Source organism: Cytobacillus sp. FSL R5-0377 (assembly GCF_038004385.1).
Taxonomy (GTDB): Bacteria; Bacillota; Bacilli; order Bacillales; family Cytobacillaceae; genus Cytobacillus.
Genome location: NZ_JBBORA010000001.1, coordinates 4,041,838 through 4,062,913, shown reverse-complemented (window position 1 = coordinate 4,062,913; position 21,076 = coordinate 4,041,838). Strand labels below are relative to the sequence as shown.

23 protein-coding genes are annotated in these 21,076 nt (G+C 40.0%); 2 read left to right on the top strand and 21 right to left on the bottom strand.

Translation table 11 applies throughout. The annotated features are described in order from the left end of the window. Nucleotides 1–100 precede the first annotated feature (100 nt). Complete coding sequence (rsgA, locus tag NSQ49_RS20710; protein ID WP_159864012.1) at nucleotides 101–1,159, bottom strand: ribosome small subunit-dependent GTPase A; 1,059 nt, start codon at nucleotides 1,157–1,159, stop codon at nucleotides 101–103. Nucleotides 1,160–1,484: 325 nt separating this feature from the next. On the opposite strand from rsgA, the gene NSQ49_RS20705 reads away from it, so the two are divergent. Further along, a complete protein-coding gene (locus NSQ49_RS20705) occupies nucleotides 1,485–1,793 on the top strand; it encodes a hypothetical protein (RefSeq protein ID WP_159864015.1) in 309 nt (102 codons plus the stop codon). On the opposite strand, the gene NSQ49_RS20700 is transcribed toward NSQ49_RS20705, so the two are convergent. From NSQ49_RS20700 to ilvA, 9 genes are all read right to left on the bottom strand, one after another. Further along, a complete protein-coding gene (locus NSQ49_RS20700; protein WP_159864018.1) occupies nucleotides 1,768–2,349 on the bottom strand; it encodes a YpmS family protein in 582 nt (193 codons plus the stop codon). The two genes, NSQ49_RS20705 and NSQ49_RS20700, sit on opposite strands and share 26 nt — an antisense overlap. Beyond that, nucleotides 2,339–3,178, bottom strand: a complete 840-nt coding sequence (locus NSQ49_RS20695; protein ID WP_159864021.1) for an SGNH/GDSL hydrolase family protein — start codon at nucleotides 3,176–3,178, stop codon at nucleotides 2,339–2,341. Before NSQ49_RS20695 ends, NSQ49_RS20700 begins: the two co-directional genes overlap by 11 nt. 114 nt (nucleotides 3,179–3,292) lie before the next feature. Continuing rightward, complete coding sequence (locus NSQ49_RS20690) at nucleotides 3,293–3,874, bottom strand: SCO family protein (protein ID WP_159864024.1); 582 nt, start codon at nucleotides 3,872–3,874, stop codon at nucleotides 3,293–3,295. 133 nt (nucleotides 3,875–4,007) lie between these two features. After that, on the bottom strand, nucleotides 4,008–4,985 hold the full coding sequence (locus NSQ49_RS20685) for a nucleoside hydrolase (RefSeq protein ID WP_159864027.1): 978 nt from the start codon (nucleotides 4,983–4,985) through the stop codon (nucleotides 4,008–4,010). A gap of 157 nt (nucleotides 4,986–5,142) precedes the next feature. Further along, nucleotides 5,143–5,991 carry a DegV family protein gene (locus NSQ49_RS20680; RefSeq protein WP_159864030.1) on the bottom strand — a complete coding sequence of 283 codons (849 nt, stop codon included), beginning with the start codon at nucleotides 5,989–5,991 and terminating at the stop codon, nucleotides 5,143–5,145. A gap of 140 nt (nucleotides 5,992–6,131) precedes the next feature. Further along, a complete protein-coding gene (locus NSQ49_RS20675; protein ID WP_159864033.1) occupies nucleotides 6,132–6,383 on the bottom strand; it encodes a DUF2535 family protein in 252 nt (83 codons plus the stop codon). A gap of 226 nt (nucleotides 6,384–6,609) precedes the next feature. Further along, complete coding sequence (tatC, locus tag NSQ49_RS20670; protein WP_159864036.1) at nucleotides 6,610–7,347, bottom strand: twin-arginine translocase subunit TatC; 738 nt, start codon at nucleotides 7,345–7,347, stop codon at nucleotides 6,610–6,612. Nucleotides 7,348–7,441: 94 nt separating this feature from the next. Next, a complete protein-coding gene (locus tag NSQ49_RS20665; protein WP_035331398.1) occupies nucleotides 7,442–7,639 on the bottom strand; it encodes a twin-arginine translocase TatA/TatE family subunit in 198 nt (65 codons plus the stop codon). A 137-nt stretch (nucleotides 7,640–7,776) separates the two neighbouring features. Then, nucleotides 7,777–9,045 carry a threonine ammonia-lyase IlvA gene (gene ilvA, locus NSQ49_RS20660; RefSeq protein ID WP_159864039.1) on the bottom strand — a complete coding sequence of 423 codons (1,269 nt, stop codon included), beginning with the start codon at nucleotides 9,043–9,045 and terminating at the stop codon, nucleotides 7,777–7,779. Nucleotides 9,046–9,218: 173 nt separating this feature from the next. On the opposite strand from ilvA, the gene NSQ49_RS20655 reads away from it, so the two are divergent. Then, the gene (locus NSQ49_RS20655; protein ID WP_159864042.1) at nucleotides 9,219–9,455 is read left to right on the top strand and encodes a hypothetical protein; all 237 of its coding nucleotides are present in this window, start codon (nucleotides 9,219–9,221) and stop codon (nucleotides 9,453–9,455) included. Nucleotides 9,456–9,496: 41 nt separating this feature from the next. Here NSQ49_RS20655 and NSQ49_RS20650 read toward each other — a convergent pair whose 3' ends face one another. The 11 genes from NSQ49_RS20650 to NSQ49_RS20600 all read right to left on the bottom strand — a co-directional run bounded on the left by NSQ49_RS20650 (nucleotide 9,497) and on the right by NSQ49_RS20600 (nucleotide 20,989). Beyond that, a complete protein-coding gene (locus NSQ49_RS20650) occupies nucleotides 9,497–10,228 on the bottom strand; it encodes a lysophospholipid acyltransferase family protein (RefSeq protein WP_159864045.1) in 732 nt (243 codons plus the stop codon). Nucleotides 10,229–10,349: 121 nt separating this feature from the next. After that, nucleotides 10,350–10,835, bottom strand: a complete 486-nt coding sequence (locus NSQ49_RS20645; protein WP_159864048.1) for a dihydrofolate reductase — start codon at nucleotides 10,833–10,835, stop codon at nucleotides 10,350–10,352. Then, nucleotides 10,832–11,626, bottom strand: a complete 795-nt coding sequence (locus NSQ49_RS20640; RefSeq protein ID WP_159864050.1) for a thymidylate synthase — start codon at nucleotides 11,624–11,626, stop codon at nucleotides 10,832–10,834. Before NSQ49_RS20640 ends, NSQ49_RS20645 begins: the two co-directional genes overlap by 4 nt. Nucleotides 11,627–11,693: 67 nt before the next feature. Continuing rightward, nucleotides 11,694–12,395 carry an anthrax toxin lethal factor-related metalloendopeptidase gene (locus NSQ49_RS20635; protein ID WP_159864053.1) on the bottom strand — a complete coding sequence of 234 codons (702 nt, stop codon included), beginning with the start codon at nucleotides 12,393–12,395 and terminating at the stop codon, nucleotides 11,694–11,696. Nucleotides 12,396–12,628: 233 nt separating this feature from the next. Further along, entirely contained in the window at nucleotides 12,629–13,240 is a 612-nt protein-coding gene (locus NSQ49_RS20630; RefSeq protein WP_159864056.1) for a TerD family protein, read from the bottom strand. Nucleotides 13,241–13,291: 51 nt separating this feature from the next. Further along, nucleotides 13,292–14,398: a toxic anion resistance protein gene (locus NSQ49_RS20625; RefSeq protein ID WP_159864059.1), complete on the bottom strand. Its 1,107-nt coding sequence runs from the start codon at nucleotides 14,396–14,398 to the stop codon at nucleotides 13,292–13,294. Between the two features lie 2 nt (nucleotides 14,399–14,400). Continuing rightward, nucleotides 14,401–16,044: a YceG family protein gene (locus tag NSQ49_RS20620; RefSeq protein ID WP_251283597.1), complete on the bottom strand. Its 1,644-nt coding sequence runs from the start codon at nucleotides 16,042–16,044 to the stop codon at nucleotides 14,401–14,403. Nucleotides 16,045–16,578: 534 nt separating this feature from the next. Further along, nucleotides 16,579–17,376, bottom strand: a complete 798-nt coding sequence (locus NSQ49_RS20615) for an HAD family hydrolase (RefSeq protein ID WP_159864061.1) — start codon at nucleotides 17,374–17,376, stop codon at nucleotides 16,579–16,581. Then, complete coding sequence (locus NSQ49_RS20610) at nucleotides 17,373–18,482, bottom strand: cysteine protease StiP family protein (RefSeq protein WP_159864063.1); 1,110 nt, start codon at nucleotides 18,480–18,482, stop codon at nucleotides 17,373–17,375. Before NSQ49_RS20610 ends, NSQ49_RS20615 begins: the two co-directional genes overlap by 4 nt. Continuing rightward, on the bottom strand, nucleotides 18,475–19,848 hold the full coding sequence (locus tag NSQ49_RS20605) for a phosphoribosyltransferase family protein (RefSeq protein ID WP_251283598.1): 1,374 nt from the start codon (nucleotides 19,846–19,848) through the stop codon (nucleotides 18,475–18,477). Before NSQ49_RS20605 ends, NSQ49_RS20610 begins: the two co-directional genes overlap by 8 nt. After that, nucleotides 19,778–20,989 carry an HpcH/HpaI aldolase/citrate lyase family protein gene (locus tag NSQ49_RS20600; RefSeq protein ID WP_251283599.1) on the bottom strand — a complete coding sequence of 404 codons (1,212 nt, stop codon included), beginning with the start codon at nucleotides 20,987–20,989 and terminating at the stop codon, nucleotides 19,778–19,780. Before NSQ49_RS20600 ends, NSQ49_RS20605 begins: the two co-directional genes overlap by 71 nt. Nucleotides 20,990–21,076 lie beyond the last annotated feature (87 nt).

Sequence of the window (21,076 nt, the reverse complement as noted above, 5' to 3'; positions counted from 1 at the left end):
TTTTCCCTTAAAAAGATGATTTAAAGCTATATACATAAGATTAATGAAAAGATTCATTATATGCAAAAGAAACCCCTTCACAGAAGAGGTTTCTGAATCTTTAAATTCTTTTACTCCGTGCTCCAGCACTTATTTTTTTCCAGCGTTTACGTTCTTCTGATTGTGCGCGTTTATCCTGCTTTCTATCCAGATAGGCGAGTTCCTTAAGAAGCTTCTTATAGCTGTTAAGACGTGCCCCTGATATGCCGCCTTCTTCTATTTGCCTGCGCACGGCACATCCCGGCTCATTTTCATGTGTACAGTCCCTGAATCTGCAATTTTCTGCCGCTTGTTCAATGTCTGTAAAGCTTTCTGAAAGTCCGCTTTCGCTTTCCCACAGCTGAAGCTCTCTCATTCCTGGAGTATCAATTAGAATAGCACCATCTGGAAGAAGGATGAGTTCCCTGTGAGTAGTTGTATGCTTTCCTTTGTCATCACTAATTCGGATATCCTGTACCTTTTGCTTTTCCTCGCCAAGAAGGTAATTTGTCAGTGTGGACTTCCCAACACCTGAAGAGCCTAGCAATGCGATTGTTCTTCCAGGCTCTAAAAACGGTTTAAGCAGGTCTATTCCCTTCTCTTCCATCACACTGACTGTGATCACAGGAACACCCATGGCAACGGTGGCCACTTCCGCAAGCTTTTCCTCCAGATTCTCACATAGGTCAGCTTTGGTAAGAACAATGACAGGAGCTGCCCCGCTTTCCCATGTTAAAAGCAAATAACGTTCTATTCTCCTTAAGTTTAGATCCTCATTAAGAGAATTAACCAGGAAAATAGTGTCTACATTTGCAGCTACAATTTGCTCTTCCGTATTCAACCCTGCTGTCTTTCTTGAAAACTTGCTTTTTCTAGGAAGGACAGCATGAATTGTCCCCCGCTGTTCATTTGCTCTTTCTTTGATGACAACCCAATCACCTACAGCAGGATAATCCTCCCTTGAAGAGGCATCGAAAGAAAATTTCCCTGATACTTCACAGAGGATTTCTCCGTTATCTGTCCATACACGATACATTCTTTTATGCTCTAATGCCACCCGGCCTATCTGATATTCTTTATTTTCATACGCTGAAAAAGCTTCTTTAAAAAAGGCATTAAACCCAAGTTTATTAATTTTCAATGTTTGTTCCTCCATGCTTTTTGAAATTTTTTTTACATACAAAAAACCATAGGCAATCAGCCCATGGTTTGATCATGCAAAGTTCAATAAGCAGAAAAAAAACAAACTGGTCCGCTCGATTAAACGAATTCCATTTGGGCTGTGCCTGAATTATTTACAATGAGCGTATTAGCATAAAGTTCTCTTGTCATAGCACATCACCCGCTTTCGTTTATTTGTTTATATTATATGGAATATTGCACCAGAAGTAAAGCCCTATTATTCTCAATGTGTCATTCGACCGGAGATGAGCATAAGTTATTTAAGCTGTTTAGGAGGGAAAGTTATGCCTATTGGGAGAGACCATCATTGGTACTTACTAAAAGCGGCAAAGTATGACCCAATGGCACAGTATTTTAAATACATTGATCCAGTACAGCATATTGCTTATTACCAAAAATATTTACTTTGCCTTAATCAGGCTTTTCAAATGATGCGTACAAATAACCAGGTGCCTTCTGCTGCTCGTAACGGAAAGCAGGCTAAAATACGGCTATTCCACGGTTCGCCTGATGCTGGCCCGAAACAAAAAAGGAACCCCTCCAAAGCTGTGAAGGGTTCCCTTTTTCTCAATTCACGGGCACAAGAAGGGTAAAACGAATATCATCCTGCTTTAAATTGAACTCATCCACTTTTACTTTCACATCACTCTTCAGTTTCATTTCCTGCAGTGACACATAAATTCTTTCTTTCTTAGGCTGAATGGTAACACCTTCCGGAAGTTTGTAGCGGTCTTTTACCAGCTTCAGAACATGTGAAACAGGAAGATTCAGCTGCCCGACAGATATAGACTTTTGCTGGAGTACAACATCCCCATTCTCCAAAGCCTCAGGTTCAAATGACAGTTTCATCTGCAAATCCTGGCTGAAGAAAGGGATTGTGCCATATAAATCCACTTCATCATTTAGAAGGACCTTGTAATCTATTGCTCCTGTCAGTCCTTCTTTTTCAAGATAGTGGTTAATGACTCTATTCAAATCCTCTTTATTTGCTTTTATATTAAAAGGAACGTAATTATCACTATTCAGGGTAACTGCTGTGTAGTCTTCATCATCTGCCGGCATACTGATAATAATAAACAGCGCAGCCAAAACAAGTGCATTAATGGCCAGCAGACCAATAAATAGCTTTTTCCATTTTCTATCTTTCAATCAGCTTCTCTCCATTTCTTTCGGCTTTCCTTTTATATGGAATATCTTTCAGCACTTCCTCTGTAAGGATTTGATGGACCCGGCCAGCTATTAATTCATATCCTTTATCATTTGGATGAAAATAGTCAGTATATAAAAGGTTATCATCGGTATTTTCAAATATATCAGCTATTTCAACAAAATAAGTCCCTGGATAATTTTTCAGAATATCCTGGCTTGTATCATTCCAATCTCCAAGGATGGAATTAATTTCCGTTATTTCTGAAAACCATTTTAAAAAGGGATTATATAATCCTATTAAAATTATTTTACTATCTGGGTTTACCTCTTTTATTGACTCTAAAACCTCAGTGAGATTTTGTTTATAGATTTTTTTTTCCTTGGCAAAGGCCCTCAGCTTCAGGTTTGAAAAATTATCACGGACCACTTTCATAACGTCATTGCCGCCAATGGTTATAATCACCGCGTCTGCATTCTTCACAACATCTTTTACTTCATCTGTCTCCAGCTTTTTCAATAATTGATCGGAACGATTGCCTTTAACACCGAAATTATAAAAAACAGCGTCTTGAACACTTTTGTCTTTTTCCAGTGACATTTCAAGATAAGGTACGTAACCTCCACGTTCAGTACTGTCTCCAACCCCCTGTGTTAAAGAGTCCCCTACTGCGGCAACAGTAAGGTTTCGGGGAAAGAAATCCACAGGTATTTCTTTTTTAACTGCCAGGCGGGTTTCTTTTTCAGAATGAATTAAATCACTATGGTTAACAGAACTGCAGGAGGCGAGAAGCAGCATAATCAAAAAGATGAAGGTGAATTTTTTTATCATACTATCACCTGCCCATTTTTCTCATTCATATTATAACATGTAGCTTAAATATAAAAAGAATCAGCATTTTCCCTGCAGCAGCATGGAAAAAGAAAAATAGACCTCGTACAAGGTCTATTGCAATGCTTTAATATCATTAATAATTTCATCTAATGGAATTTCATTAAGGCCAGTATAATATTTCATTACTTTTCCATTCTGGTCTACAAGATAAAAATCTGTTCCATGGATAACCTGATCACCGGTTTGCGGCTTTTTCACAATGGCTTTAAAGTACTCCATAGCATATTTTTCAATTTCTTCCTGTTCATACCCGGTTAGAAAATGCCAATTGCTGAAATCCGCATTGTATGTAGATGCAAATTCCTTTAAAACTTCAGGTGTGTCAACTTTTGGGTCCACACTGAATGAAACAAATTCAATATTTTTAATGCCTTTCTTCTCAGCTAAATCCTGAAGCTTTTTCATATTAGCTGTCATGGGCATACATACATCTTCGCAATTGGTAAAAATAAAGTCCGCTACCCAAACCTTGCCTTTAAGATCCTTCAAACCAAATTCTTTATTGTCCTGATTTGTATACGTGAAATCGGCCAGTTCCCAATTTAACGCATCTTTTATGCCGCTCTGCCCGCATGCGGAAAGGACAATAAGCATAATAGCAGAAACCATTATAGCAAAGACTCTTTTTCTCATAAATTCACCTGCTTTTATTAGTTACGATGCTAATTGTAGCAAATATTCATGAAAGAAGAAAGAAGTACATATGACAAACTTGTGAAAAGGAGACTCTCATTCTATTAAAGGGAATTCGTACAGATAAAAAGTCCTAAGAAGGGGCTGTTTTATGATTTGTCATAATCTCATAAAATGTTCTGATGAAATTTGAATAATTAAATTGCACAGCTATTCGATGGATCGGGTATTTCATCTTGTCTTTGGAAAGGAAATTTCTAAAGTCTCCGATGCTCTGGCCAAAAGCCTCCCCTTTAGCAGTAATGATCTTCACGGGCACATCCTGATATTGTACGTCAGCCCCATCAAGCAAAGCCCACAATGTAACGAGATCGTGCAAGGGACTTCCGCTTATGCCGGGGTAGGCTTGCTTATAAAAATTGTAATAATAGTCAACCATCGGCTTAAGGATTAGTCCTACTTTATTTTGCACTTTCTGATAATAGGCATCTAGAGTGTCGATAAGTGCAGGAGTAACAATTGCAGACATCGTTACATCCAAAGGAAAGACATGAATTTTCTTAGGTGCATTGGCAAACACTACATTAGCTGCATACGGGTCGCCATAAAAATTTGCCTCAGCCACTGGTGTCACATTGCCTGGAGCATTGAATGCCCCGCCCATAATATAGAAGTCACTAACTTTATTCATTAGTGAAGGATATAGGATAAATGCTGCTGCCAATGAGGAAAGTCTCCCAACATTTACTATTAAAATATCATTTTCAAACTTCTCGATCAGTTTCTTAAATTCATCAAAGTTTTCAAACATGTCATTGGAATTCTCCAGGGCTGGAATAATCGGCCCCAGCCCTTCTACCCCGTGGACATCCGGATAAAACACCGGAACATCCCCGGTTAAAGGCAATACGGCTCCGCTGAATATAGGAGGATCTTCTCCGGTTAATTCACTAAGGTAAGCTGCATTTCGGACGGCATCTTCCCTGGAAACATTCCCATAATCAGCAACAATCCCTACGATATTGATATCCTCTGAGAAAAAAGCAAATATAACTGCAACAAAATCGTCAATTCCAAAGTCACTAAAAAGCAATACATTTTTTCTCTTCAAACTTACACCCCCATAATTCATTTTATTCCGGGGATAATTGAGAATGGCAAATATTTTCAATTAGTCTAGAAGTTTTAAATTTAATTATTGCCAGCTGCGGATGCCAAAAAATTAACTCCGCAAAAAAACGCATAGCTCGGTTAGCTATGCGTCCTTTTTATTTATCTTCCAGATGATACATAAACCCAATTGCACCTGGTCCTGTATGTGTACTAATAATTGGAGTTGTGTCTTCTACTTCAATCTCTGCACTTATATCCAGCTCTTCGATCATTGTTCTCAGTTTAGAAGCCAGCTCAAGGCCTTCTGCATGCACCAGGCCTATCCCCTTAATGGTTTTCCCTTTTATATCCCCGGCAAATTGCCTGGCCAGATACTTGGCAACCTGAGTATGGCTTCTTACTTTAGCAACAGGTGTGTAAACCCCGCCTTCGAGCGATGCAATAGGTTTAATATTCAGCAAAGATCCAATCATGGCTTTGCCTTTGCCGATTCTCCCGCCTTTAACGAGATTTTCCAAAGTATCTACTACAACAAACAATTTAGTGTTAGCACGAACCGTTTCCAGGCGGTTGACAATTTCCTGAACAGCTTTTCCTTCCCTGGCCATTTTTGCTGCCTCTATTACCTGGAAAGCCAGTGCTTTGGAGATATACCTTGAATCTACTACTGTAACATTTGCATGTGACATAGCTGCCGCACTTTCAGCTGATTGGACAGTTCCGCTCATTCCTCCGGTCATATGGATGGAAAGAATTTCATAGCCCTGGTCGCCAAATTTGTCATACACCTCTGCGAAGACTCCCGCTGGAGGCTGTGAGCTTTTTGGCAGTTCGTCAGATTCTTTCATCTTTTTCATGAATTCAGCCGGAGTAATATTTACCCGATCCAAATATGTATCTCCTTCAATGTGAATGGATAGAGGAACAACTTCAATATCGAATTCTTCAATCAATTCTCCTGATAGATCCGCAGTTGAATCAGTAACAATTTTTATCTTAGCCATTATGCCTTCACTTCCCTGCATTTACAATTAGTTCATATTATACATTTTAGCAAAATACAAATAAAGCAATAAATATAAAGGTTTCTTGGTTCTCCTCAAGCAGACAAAAAAATACCGGCTTACTGCCGGCATCAATGTTGTTAAGCGTTATTTTTCAATTCAGGAGCCTTAAAAATCTCTTCATAGACCGGCCATTTCAGGACTCTTTTTAAATATTCCCTAAAGGAATGATTCTTTAAAGTCCTTTTATTGGCGTTAGTGGCCGCAATAAAGGTTTTCAAACGGACTTGGATCATAAAATAATAAGGGCTATCTTTTGCCAACACAGGAATTTCAGTAATTTTTACCTTCTGTCCAACATCATTTTTGAACTCTAGGCTTTTAAATAGCAAAATATCAATCCTCTTTTTCACCCGTTTGTTTATATTATACCCCAATTAAAGCTCGAAATGTGTCTGATTCTGCTATCTCATTAATTTTTTTATGATGCTATTTCGTTTGGTTCTCTTCTAAATGATTGTTATTTTTGTTTGAGTATTCTGCCCGTTGATTTCTGCTCCAGGCATTTGCTTTCCGAGGGGAGGAATGCAGCCTCCGCTACAATCAACTCGGTAAATATTAAGAAGAGGCCTCTCCTGAACTCTCCTGCTTTTTCAGCTTTCTTTTATAGACAATTTTTGATAAGTTGATGCTTATCTCATAAAGCAGCAGCAAAGGAATGGTTACAAGAATATCAGACATAAAGTCTGGTGGTGATATAATGACCGAAATTACAACAAGAACAAAATAAGCATACTTCCTGATTTTTGTAAGGACATACGGATTAAGGATCCCAAGCGAAGTCAGGAACATGATGACGACAGGGAGCTCAAATAAAACTCCAAAAGGCAAAGTCATATTCATGACAAAGCGAAAATATTTATCCGCAGTAAAATTGGCCTCAAACATTTCTCCCCCAAGCTCCACAAGAAAGCTTAATACGGTTGGAAAAATGACAAAATATCCAAAGCAAAGGCCTGTAATAAACAGAATAAACAATGCAGGGACATAAGAAAGAGAAATCTTCCGCTCAGCAGCTGTCAGGGCAGGCTTGACAAACAGCCAAATCTGTATTGCCAAAACAGGTATCGTCCCTGCAACAGCAATAACTGTAGCAAGCATAAAATAAACCCAGATAATATCACTTGGGCCCAGAACGATCAATTTAACGTCCAGGTCTCTTACCAGCCACTTATATATATCCTCCACAAACACGAAACCTGCAATAAAAAAAAGGATAAATGCTGATGCCGTAATGATGAGTCTTTTTCTTAATTCATCCAGATGTTCGACTAAATTTAATTCTTTTTCTTCCATACAAATCTCCTGGTCATTTTATAAAAAGCCGGGCTTTGGCCCAGCCAGTTTTTTATAGCCAAAACAAAAAGGTGCAAGAGTATATCCTTACACCTTATTTAACCGTTTTTTTCTTAGTATCCTGTTCAAGTTCATCCATCACGTCACTTGTCAGGTCTCTGGTAGATTTTTTAAATTCTCTTAGTGTTTCACCAAAAGCCCGGCCAATTTCCGGCAATTTTTTTGGACCAAATATGATTAACGCCAAAACAAGGATTAAAATTAATCCTGGAACACCGATATTTGAAAGCATATTCACATCTCCTTTAAATTACTTCCCTTTGGAATCTAATACGATTATAGTACTTTTTAAAGGAAATGTCACAGATATCATAAAAATTCATATTTCAGTCACATATCTTTAATATGGATCTGCCAGTCATCCTGGAATTATACAAGCAGATGAAAAAGGTTGCTGTCTTTGTTTATCTCTTTGTAAGAAAATCCCTTTTTATTCATTCTCACAATAAGGTCGCTGTAGTCCTCCCTATGCTTCAGCTCAATTCCTACTAGGGCCGGACCATTTTCTTTATTATTTTTTTTCGTATATTCAAAACGTGTAATATCGTCCGTCGGGCCAAGCACTTCGTCAAGGAACTCTCTTAATGCCCCAGCCCTTTGTGGAAAATTCACTATGAAATGGTAAAGCAGTCCTTCATAAAGCAGGGAACGTTCTTTAATTTCCTGCATGCGTCCTATATCATTATTGCCGCCGCTGATCACACAAACAACATTCTTTCCCTTAATTTGATCCCTGCACATATCCAATGCAGCAATCGGCAAGGCTCCGGCAGGCTCTGCCACAATCGCATGCTCGTTATATAGTTCAAGGATTGTCGTGCATACCTTCCCTTCAGGAACCATGAAAATATCATCAATAAGCTCATTGCAGATGTCAAAGGTTTTTTCACCTACACATTTTACTGCCGCCCCATCTACAAACTTATCAATTTCCCCAAGGGGTGCCACTGTTTGTACCCTGATGGCTTCGCTCATAGAGGGTGCTCCTTCAGGTTCAACTCCAATCATCTGCGTTCCCGGCGAGATGCTTTTTATGTAAGTGCTGAGTCCGGCCATCAATCCGCCTCCGCCAATGCTTGCAATAACAAAATCCACTTGTTCTTCACAATCGTTAAGCATCTCAACTGCTACTGTTCCCTGTCCTGCAATCACCATTTCATCATCAAATGGATGAATGAAAGCCCTGCCCTCTTCCGTTGCACACTTATGAGCTTCGTGATAGGAATCATCAAAAGTGTCACCTACAAGGATGATCTCCACTGAATCTCTCCCAAAAAGCTCTACCTGACTCACCTTCTGTCTCGGTGTAGTCGCCGGCATGAAGATCTTCCCCTGAACTCCAAGGTGTCTGCATGCATAGGCAACTCCCTGTGCATGATTCCCTGCACTTGCACAGACAACCCCATTTTCAAGCTCCGCTTCAGTTAATGATTTCACTTTATAGTAGGCGCCTCTTAATTTAAATGAGCGGACATGCTGAAGGTCTTCTCTTTTTAAATAAACATTGCACTCATACTTCTCTGACAGGCGTTCATTTTTCTGTAAAGGTGTATGGGCAACAATATCCTTTAGCTGCTGGTATGCAATCAAAATATCTTCCAACTGCACCCATTTTTTTGTCATTACTTTCTGTTCCATTTTGCCACCCTCTTCTTTACAAGTTATTAATTTGTACATTATACCATGACAAATCATGATTTCAATCCGGTTTTTATAAAATTTACATTTTTCCAATTATTTTATGGGTAGAAACGGATCAATCTGACATATAATAAGCAAACGTTATTTTTATAACTCAAAGGGGTGCAAGAATGGAGTTTTCTTTATGCAGTCTGGATAGCGCTTTGCCTGTGGAGGTTACAGTGGATGAAGATAACGGAAGGTATATGATTCGGAAGAGCGATACGAGTGGAGAGTACTTCAACAGTGCAGATGAATTAATAGAGTGGGTGAAAGCTAACTTTACCGCAGAAGAGTTTTGTGATCCCGGAGAATATCACGGAATGATTCAGAAGCTCACAGATTATTTAGTGGATCCGAATTTTTAACTTACCGGCTAAAAAGGCCCTGACTAAACGGGGCCTTCTTCTTATGAAGCGATTTTTCTGTCCGAAAGACTGCTGCAGATTATTGCTCTTACTTCCTGTGCGAGGAACCTTGCATCCATCTCTTTAACGAGCTTGGCATTCACAGGCCTGCACACTCTGATTTCTATTTTAGCCGGCTTTATTACTCTGCCATTCTTTTCAAAGGCATCTGCTGTCCCTTTAATGGATATTGGCACAATTGGAACACCTGCATCCTGTGCAAGCCTGAATCCGCCTAATTTAAAAGGCGCTACCTGTCCTCCCCTGCTTCTCGTTCCTTCCGGAAAAATCAGGAGTGTATGCCCCTTTTTTAAAAGCATCGCAGCATTCTTTAAAGAATTGATGGCACTGGTGCGATTGCTGCGATCAATAAAGACACAGTTCATGACTTTCATCCATGAAGAAATGATGGGTGCTTTCCTCACTTCAACTTTCGATATAAAACCAAAAGGTTTATTAATAGTTGCCAGAAGGGCTGGAATATCAAAATCCCCTTCATGGTTGCAAACAATGACGACCGGCCCTTCCGGAATGAACTCCTGCCCTGTAATTTTCACTTGGGAGCCTGATATTTTCAATACTGTCCTAGACCACTTTTGTGGCACATTATGGATGATTCGGTCGCGTTCCTCAACAGGGTAAGTTGAATTCAGGTTTCTCATCCGTGATAGTGCAGGAAGGCTATAAAGTAAATATCCTCCCGTATAAAGAAAAAAGGTTATTAATCGAAGCATACATACCTCCGTGTGTTGGGATGGTTTACATTATATAATATAATAATCATTTCCCTCTTACTATATGTCAGCAGTTTAATTGGTCAAAAAAGCAGCCCGCAAGTGCGGACTGCTTTAAAGGTTATTTTCTTTTATAGATAAGGAATTCAAAATCATACGGATTTTTCTCATCCCTTGTACCCTTCTCCCTTGAAAGGAGTTCCCATTCTGACATATCCAATTCAGGAAAGTAGGTATCCCCTTGAAACTGGTCATAAATCATAGTCAGATATAGACGATCAGCTGCAGGAAGAATGGCTTTAAAAATCTCTGCACCGCCAATGACAAAAATTTCATCTTCCTTCTCACCGCTGTACTTCAACAGTTCTTCAATTGTATTAACTACAGTGCATCCTTCGCAGGAGAAGGACGTATTCCGGGTTATAACAATATTTTCTCTTCCGGGCAGAGGTCTCCCGATTGAATCCCAAGTTTTGCGTCCCATGGCGATCGGATGCCCCATTGTAGTTCTCTTGAAAAATTTTAAATCCTCCGGCAAATGCCAGGGAAGTTTATTGTCCCTGCCGATCACACGATTCTCATCCATTGCCCACATTAAAGAAATCATACACTCACAACTCCTTTAATATGAGGGTGCGGATCATAGTCTTCAAGCTGGAAATCATCAAACTTAAAGCTGAAAATATCTTTCACCTCAGGATTAATCTTCATTTTTGGAAGCTTTCGGGGCTCACGGCTCAGCTGAAGGTTTACCTGTTCAAGATGATTCTGGTAAATATGAACATCACCGAAAGTATGGACAAATTCACCAGGCTCCAGATCGCATACCTGCGCAACCATCATAGTCAATAAAGCATAGGAAGCAATATTAAACGGCACGCCGAGAAAGACATCTGCAGATCTCTGATAGAGCTGGCAGGATAACTTTCCATCTGCAGCGTAAAACTGGAACATGCAGTGGCAAGGCGGTAAAGCCATCTTTTCAATTTCCCCGACATTCCACGCATTTACAATCAGACGGCGGGAATCAGGATTTGTCTTTATTTGTTCAATCAAGCTGGAAATCTGATCAACTGTGTTTCCATCAGCACCAGTCCAGGATCTCCACTGATGTCCATAAACAGGCCCGAGATTCCCTTCTTCGTCTGCCCACTCATTCCATATCCGAACACCATTTTCCTGAAGGTATTTTACATTGGTATCTCCATTTAAAAACCATAAGAGCTCGTGGATAATAGATTTCAGATGCAATTTCTTAGTAGTAACAAGCGGGAAGCCCTCCTGCAAGTTAAAGCGCATCTGATACCCGAACGTACTTATTGTACCTGTGCCTGTACGGTCCTCTTTTTTAGTGCCATTTTCCAGAACATGCCTGCAAAGATCCAAATATTGTTTCATTTCAACCCAACCTTTTTTATATACTCATTGCTATTGTACACAATTTCCGTTCATTTCACAGGTAAAATCAGTTTAAATCTTTTATAAAATCATAGGTTTTCGGAGCATTTTCTCTTAATAACTCCCTTGATTCCCCTTCTGCAAAGTACATGGCAAAAGCCTCAGCAAAATATTCTTCAGGGAAGGAAAGAAGATAATTCTGGCCCGGGAACAATTTTGCTTTTTCAGCTTTCCATACAGAAAGAAACTTCTGATTAAATCGAATGCCATTGTAAACATAACGATCCACAGAATGGGCAAGTTCATGAAGCTCCAGATTAACGGATCCATGACCTTTTCCTCTCTCACTGAAGCCTATTTTCACAAGGACTGTTTTTGACCCGCCAATCCCAGGGACATCATCCCAGGTGGTATTCCCCGTATAGCCGCGGGGGATTACCCCTTCGAGATGCTGGGCTGTAGGATTATCCGTAAGTTTTCCGACGAATAATTTCACCCTGATATCTTCATCCTCAATTTTGGAGAGCAGGGATGCGGGCAGATGATCCACCCTGGAAATCATTTCTGCAGCCTCTTTCTCATCAAAAGGTTCAAGAGGCACAATGAAGATCTCACCAAGCTGGCGGGGAGATTTCAAACTGAGAAACTCTTTAAGCTGGGAGGAGTGAGGGTAATCCTTTAATTTCATGCCGCCCATGGCAGCCTGAGAATTCCCAAGCAGCGCAAGGGAAACGATCATTATTGTTAATGTAAGTGCCATTTTGCGCATGTTAAAAGCCCCTTCTGCTAATCTATGTTGTATAATTTGCGGGCAATAGAGCTATTTGAAGTTTATAAGCTGCGGAACTGCCTGAATGGAGAAAAAATCTTTAACCGTTCTGATAATCTATTAAAATTATAACATATGAAGGGAGGTTTAGAAGGAAACAAATGATGGGAAAATTAAATGAAAATTCAAAAAGGACCCGAGTTGGTTCGGGTCCCTGCCAAGCTTAATCTTTATTAAGAATATGAACGTACAACGTCTGACAGGCCTGGTGAAGCTGTTCCAGTGCCTATTGCAGCGAACTTCCAATCGCTTCCATGTCGATAAATCTCTCCAACTATTAAGCTGGTACTGCCGCTGTAGTTGTCTGTCAGATTGTAATGAATCAGTTCCTGATTGTTGCCGGAGTTTACCACTCTGATGAATGCATTTTGGATCATACCGAAATGCTGTTTTCTTTTAACGCTGTCATAAATGTTTACAACGAATACCATTTTGTGAATGTGTGCAGGCACTCTGCTTAAATCAATCAGCACCTGCTCGTCGTCTCCATCTCCCGCACCTGTCAGATTATCCCCAGTATGCTGGACACTTCCATCACTGCTTTTTAAGTTGCCGAAATAAATGACATCTTTATTGCTCTTAAGTTTCCCATTTTCACCAAGCATGATAACAGAAGCATCACAGTCGATATTTGCTCCGCCGCCCCCGCCGAATAAAGATCCAAGGAGACCGCCGCCCCCGCTTTTTTGTACTGGATCCCAGCCTAATCCTACCATAATTTTTGATAATCCCGGATTTCCTTTAGTTAAGTCGACACGCTGGCCTTTTTGAAGATTTATTGCCATATCAATTCCACCTCATTATTATAAATATTTTATTTAAAAATGATCAGCTGCCTAACCCTGCTGCTTCATTTTTTTAAAATTGTCCTGCAGATGTTCCAGTCTCCTGGTTCCTTCTTCACGCAGACGCTTGTTTTCTTCTTCTATTGATTTTGTCTCCTGCATACCTTTCATGATGATATTCCAGGATTCCTCAATCGTTTCAATCTTAATGCTTGGACCGCCTGCCAATCTTGCAATGTCGGCACTTTGGTTTGAAATATTCTGTGCATTGCGCACCAGCATTTCATTTGTCCGTCTGTCCAGCTCGCTCATAGAATCAGCAACAAGCTTTTGCCTTTTGGCTGCAACTGCCTGAATCAGACCGTTTTTAAAGATTGGGATGGTGGTTACAAATGCAGAATTGATTTTGCCGATCAGCTTAGTATTACCTCTCTGAAGCAGCCGGATTTGCGGTGCTGTCTGAAGAGCAACCATTTTAGCCATTTCAAGATCATACACTCTTTGCTCCAGTAAATCGATGGCATTTCTTAATGTATCAAGCTGCATTGAAGCCATTTGATCCCCCTGAGCTGCCCGCGCTTCCAGCTGGGGAAGCTGATTGGCTTTTAAATCATCGGCTTTCATTTGTCCTGCAACAGCATATTTTTCGAGTGTCAGATAGTACTGGTAGTTTTGCTCATACATTTGTTCAAGCATGGTTGTGGAATCGACCATTTCACTTTGGTATTTGGAGATTTCAACATACACTTTATCAATTTCCGAACCCATTGTCTGATATTTTCCGAAAAGCTTTTCAATCATTTTTTCTCCGCGCTTGAAAAGCTTGCCAAAAATGCCTTTTGGCCCCTGCTCAAAATCCTTCTTGTCAAATTTGTCCATAATTCTGCCGAGCTGCTTTAAAAGTTCACCTGAATCTTCAACCTTCGTAGTTCTCATGTTATTCAATATCTGGTCAGAGAAACGGGAAATCTGTACAGCAGGCTCTTTGCCGAATTCAAGTATTTGAATTTGGTCCTTCTCATCAATGGACCTGGCCAGGTTTTGCACCTCAGGCTCCTGCCTTAAAGCAAGCTTAATTTCTGATACCTTATTTTCAGATAATTTATCATCCTGCAGCTGGGCAGTTAAATTTATATCTGTTGATTTGGTCGGATTCATTTTCAATCACCCTTTAAATTTTTTAATAATCCTTGAAATAGAACCTTTTTTAGAAAGGATGGTTCCTTAAATTCCTGTTCAAAAACAACATCTTCGAGCCAATGAACATCATATAAATCTTCCTCAATAAAGTTTTCAATGTCATTATGGCCCGGCGGGTTATACAATACAATGTCTATGCCAAACTGATTAAGCAGCAATAGGAGTGCAGCATCTGTTCTTACCATCGTCCCGTTCAGCTCGTTGTTGTACAGAATGATCTTAGGGACTTCCTGAGAATAATCGAATTGCTGCATCAATTTCAGGATACTTGGAGGGATTTGCAGGCTTTGGCTGAAGAGATAAATTTTCAATTCTTCTTCCGATTCTCCCGGCAGCGGCTTTAAGCGCGGACGTGCACACATATTCCTAATGGCCTTTGCAATCCCATTTTGAAGGCCGCCAGGAAGCTGCTGATACCTCCAATAATGCCCTGAAATGATTTTTTCAGGGTCAAGCTTCCCTTCTCTACCCAGTGCATTGCGGTAATGGAACCGAAAATCATTATTGACACTGTTTGTAAAGGGAAATCTTCTTATCAGCAGACTTTCTTCATATTGGCTGATCGTTTGAATGCGATCCCAGTATTCCTTGCGGTTCCTGCTTACTCCCTGAATCTTTGAAAAAATGGATGGTATCATGACCCTGCCATCTTTCACCTCGAAGTTTGGGCGGATCATGGCTTTCTCTTTTATTAAAATAAAAAGTTCATCATAAGTGGTTTTTAAGGTCACAGAGGAAGGAATATACTCCCTGAGCTGCCATGGTTTATAAAGGCCTGAACCCTCATGGTTAAGAATGGTCTCTATTTCCCTGGATGCTCTATAGGCAACTGTAGCACTCCTTCTCCTTTTTTCCTGCGGGAAGGGTTCCGGCTTTTTCTTTTCAGGATAATGATGTACAAAAGAATCCTGAACTTCCGGGCCCATCTCTGCAAAAAGGTCTTCACCTGAAGGGGAAAAATAAAGAATATCGCATCCCATTTGATATAAGTAATTCAAAAAATAATAATGGCTCTTTTTCGCATTACCGTACCACAGAACTTTCGGCATACCCAATTTCGGGTCAATATCTTTAAGTTCTGTGTCTAAATGATTAGCAGACCACTTAATCACATCTACAAGCACTCTTCTTATATCCTGGTTTTTTAAACCGCCTGCTTCCTTTTCAGAAAAAAGGTTCAGCATACTGATCATCGCTTCCCTTATTTTCCTGTGCATAGAAGGAGAGGAAGATTTAAGCAGCAGCTGTTCGCCATCCAGAAAAGCAGCAAATCGGTTTATGGATAAATTCTGTTCCCGGTTAATATTCAGGACTTTTTGTATCGCCTGGAACTGCTGGTTATTAATGGTTTTATCCAGATGTTCTTCACTGAGGAGGAGAAGCCCGGAATTCTCAGTGTGAATTAGATCAAAAAGACGATTATAATATTCATCTTCATCGGGAGGAACTCCAAGAAACCTGGCAACAATTTGGCCAACATGCAGCGTTTGCTGTTCCTCTCTGTAACTTTCACGTTCATAATTAAGCTTTTTTAACTGAGAGCTCCAGTTCTCATATGTAACCTCTAAAATGTGAGTTTTAATTTGACTGTACGACAAGTTCAATTATTATCCCTTCCCTCTATGAGCGAAAGATGCATTCTTATCATTTCATTCAAAAATTGCGCTTCAGATCCCGGATAATGGCACGGGGCTATTATGTAAACTTATTACTATCATATCATAGGATTAGAACCTATTTCTAAAATGGTTTACTTTCTTTACGAATTAACAGGAAGAAAGTTTCATTTCAGCATTATTTTTTTCATAACTGATCCGCCTCTAAAGGACTTTTTCACCTTTATCCCTGTCCCCGCATAAAGTGGAGTACTCTGTAAGAGGAAGGTGAAACAGTATGAGGCTGCTTTTTCGAAGAGTAAGATATCGTGGGATTGAGCATGATCTCGATATAATCAGGGATACTTTATGTTCAAGTTCCTTTGTTTTTATAGACATCTTTTTCTTGTCAATAATTCTTGCCGTCTTCTCTTTTGCCCATAACCAGTCTATTTCCATCAGCAGTTTAATCTTTTCAGGGAGCTATACCTTTTGCGTCTGTTTATTTATCGTTTTAAAAAAATGGCTGAGGGACCAGCCGGACTAAACTCTTTCTTTGATACTTTTTAAAATATTATTTAAAATTTCTTCCCCTGCCGCGGTCCCTATATTTGCAGAAATCAAGTAAGGAGATGAGATGGGCTTCTCAGCAGCCAGTTCACCATGGGCTGGGACGTATGCATAGTCGCAATACTTTAAAAAGTCATGGTCAAGCATGGAGTCTCCTGCTCCATATACCATACTTACACCTTCCCGTTCCTGTATAAACTTCACAGCCTCTCCCTTACAGATGGGATTTGGCATAAAATACAGCTTTCTGCCCTGATGAGATATTCTCCATCCAAAGGATTCCGCCAGATCAGCAATTGTTTTTTTGGCCGCATCTGTCAGTTTCTCTTCAAGAATATAATAAAAGAAAAGATTTTCCGCCATTTTTATTTTCCCATTCAGTTCCAGGCTTTTTGATTTGTCCATCATTTCCTCAAGCAAAGCACACTCTGCCTTCAGCCGCTTTCGAACTCTATCCGACCATTCTTTGAGAGCTTTTCCATGATAATGGATATTTGCGCCATTGGATGTAACAGTGTACGGAATGTTAACGTCATCCTGAAAAATAAAAATACGCTTATATTGTTCATACGTTCTCGTTGTAACAGGCACAAAGAGCATTTGAGCAGATACCGCTTTCAGTAATTGCCGAGCTTCGTCTGTCATAAAGGCAATTTCCCTGCCATCTTTACGCTCTGCACTTATTAGACCTTCTCCTGACTCCCTAAAATCAGCAAGTGCTTTATTTGAGTAAATGAGTGTCCTGTCTAAATCTGATGCAAACATCCTCATGAGTTTTCTCCTGCCTTTTTAATTAATCCGCAGCAGGTATAACTCATATCCGGATAGTGAATAATCTCGACATTCCTCTCCCTGGCCAGCATGACAATATGGCCAACATATGGACTTTCCGGATCTCTCATCAGAATTTTCCACGGAAGCCTTCTCAGAAGAACTCTGGTAGTTTCACCAACTCCCGGTTTTACAAAGTTAATATTTTCAATATTAAATTCTTCCTTTATTCTCTGAATCTCTTCCATCCCTTTAAAACTTGCTTCCCCTGGGTTTTCCATGATCCTTTTCGCAAGATCGAAAGCTTCCTGCTTAATTGCCGGGAACTCTTCTGCTATAGCTGAGAGATATAGGTTTGAAACATCTGCTTCCTCCAGCTCACTGTAATATTTGGCTCCATGGAAATCTTCCGGTCCAATTAGGGATTTATTTAATACTGTTCTGCTGACCAATCCTGAAACAGTTGAATTGAGGCAGGCACTTGGAATTAGAAAATCTTCCCTCGTTCCATATAAAGTGGTGCAATAACCAGGATCAGCGAGAACGGCCAGCGTATCATCGAGGGGAACACCATAAGCTTCATGGAATTTTCTGCAAGCCTTTGTTAATTCAATGGAAATAGCCCCTTTTCCTGTCCATCCATCCACAAACTGAATTTCGCAGCCGGGATGTGACTTTAAAATATGTTTTATCGCATTTTCGTCAATCCCCCGATCCCTGATAATAGAAATGCTGTAGTGCGGCAAATTTACACCATATACTTCAAAAAGATACCTCTTAATCAGGATTCCTACAGGTGTCCCTGCCCTTGCGAGGGAAACCAGCACAGTATTCCTGCCTTTTTGCTTCCAAATCTGCTCAGAGACCGCTCCTGCAGACAAAGCGGTTTTCCGTTTGTAACCATCAAGTGTTTGCCAAAACAGGGTAAGATATTGTTCAGGCGGCTGGTACTCAATAGGAAGTGTTTCACTGTAATGCTGGCCAGACTGAATGTTTTTTTCTCTTTGCTCAACCGAGCCTTCAAGTGAATATCCGCTTAAATCCTTCAGTAAAAATACAACATCATCTTTACTATATGAACCAAATTTATCAGCAATTCTATTCATTTCTTCCACCCCCGTTAAAGCAGACAACTTTAATGTTTTGTATATATTTACTTAATTGATTAATAAAAGGCATTAGCGAATCTTTCTCCGGTTCTCTTTCAAAAAACAGGAATGCTTCTTCATAATAATCCTCTGGAATGTTATAAACAAATTGTGCCATTTCAAGGTCTTCAGGATTTTGAAAGGATATCCCGTATTGCGCTCCATAGTCTTCATCATTTCTTACAAAAATAGGACTGCGTGTTGTTGAGTGAAATTTTATTCCTTCACCCATTAATGAGGCTAGCTTCATCGGGATATACATGAATTCCCCGGTTCCAAGACATAGCGTTTTCCTTCCATCCCGTCTTTGGGATAGGGATTGGCCGATCTCGGCTAATGACACTTCCAGTTCAGCCTGGCTTTTTGCATCCAGTCCGAAACGGCCAGAATCTTTTAAATAAGGAGCATTTCTGATTTCACCATTTAAAGTAACCGATGGTTCATTGACCCTGCTTAATAGTTCGGGGAATTCTTTGTTTATATGAATATTGGAAATCTGTCCAGTATGTCCTCTCGGTTCGTCCTCTGACTGGCCTATATGCACTTCTGGAGACCCCTTAACATCGATCTCCCCTTTTAGAAGAGACACATTGTTAATAATAATGTCCAGTTCTTTTTCCAAATCATCAAACTGCAGCTGATTTCTTTCGGAACGCCAGTCGAGAATGGAGACGACAGTATATACTCTTCTGGGAAAGCGTTCATGAATGGAGCGGATGATATTAATGGCTGTTTTTCCTGTAGTCATTTCATCATCAACAAGAATGATCTCTCTCTTATTATTCAAAAGATCTGCATCAGCATAGCATCTGTGTGATGTAGCATGAGAATGTTCTTCTTCAAATGTTATGACTGAATTCTGATTTGCCAGCTGTTCTCTTGTAGTATGAAAATAATCTGCACGTTTAAAAGATTGAAAGAAAGCATGTCCCAAAGCAGTCGCAGTTTCTGCGAATCCGATAATTACCGGGTTATCATCTTCTGTAATAAAAGGACTGCTGCTCATTATGCCTGAGCCGGTTTTATATGCGGATAAAAGATCTGCGGCCGTTCCGGTCTCCACCTTCTTAACCTTCTCCATATAACGGCTGGCAAGCAGTTCTCCTGTCAGAAGTCCTATCTTCGGGTCAATAGGTATGTGTTTCCCGAGTACCTTGCTGACAAATAAGAAAGATCTTTTCTTATTTATTCTTGCAGCCATGACAAATAAATCCTCAGGGAGCAGATTATAAGGATTCTCGGTTATATAAATATCAACAGTTAATGAGTTGAGTATCTGAATGGAATGTTTCGTTTTTGAGTAGGTCAATGTATGTGATCTCATCCTGCAGCACCCCGTATACTTCTGATTTTAATAATATTTTTTTAGCCCAATATAAATGGGGTTTAATTTCATTCATTTTGTTCTGGTAATCGCTTTTCATAACCCCTTTTTTCCCTCCGGCCTGACCCGCGATGCTCTGTGCATCCAGATACTCTTCAAGCGTAACAGTATTCAATGCCTGTACAGGCCTGATATGGGTTGGATGGATGATGGTTTTCCCAGTTAAACCATTTGAAATATCCATGGCGATTTCTCTAATGAAACCATCCATATGCCGGTCGATTAATTCCGTTCTCATTCTCAGGCCATCCTGTCCCAGACGCTCCCTGAATGGCGTTTGTCTGATCTGTGGCTTAAGAAGGCGCTCTTTTGAAGAAAAATATTCCCAGACCGGACCTGAGATGACATAAGGCCTGTCAGCACGAAGGAAAATATTAATAATATCTGATATACAATCTCTAATCACAGCAATATCGTAAACGGTCGTATCAGAATTTCTTCGTATCCCGTAGAGTCCGCTAAAATCCGTTGCCCCAATTCTCACATTTAAAATCAGCTCAAAATTTTGATCCAGTACTTTTTTTATGTGGATTAACTCTTCAAGCCTTGTTTCTTTATGAATAATTTCTACTGTCTCAAGAATCGGCATGGCATATAAACAATAACCAAGAGAATTGAGGTCTTTAATTGCCGCTAAAATTTTGCTTCCTTCAGCAGGTGAAAACTTAGGCAGGACAAAACCAGTCAGAAGATGCATCCCATTTGGAATTCTGCTCCTAAGTCTCATAAGCTGATCATAGCTTCTGATTCGCACGAAGATCAGAGGGAGATCTTCCTCTTCACAAAGGCCCTTCGCAAGGTCAAAGCTCAAATTTTCCAATTCCCGACAAAGCAGATCTTCTGCCATTTCCACTTCATCATCACCAATTGCATCTTCAAGGCATATGACCATCGATGAAAGTCCTGAATGCTTTTTAGACAGCAGATCCTGGTGTATATTTGGCCTTGTTGCCGGCATATATAATGTTGCTCCAAGTGCATATGCTAAAAGCTCCCTGTCGGATCTCTTGTTAAAAAAGCCAGGCTTTTTATAGAACATTTTATTTATTTTTTCATCCGGAAGATCGGAAAATAGTCTCATTTTCGCAGCTCCATTCCTTCATTAAATTACTACTTTCTTCCTTTTTCACCCAAAAAAAGATAAAAATAAAAGGGAGCGGACAAGTGT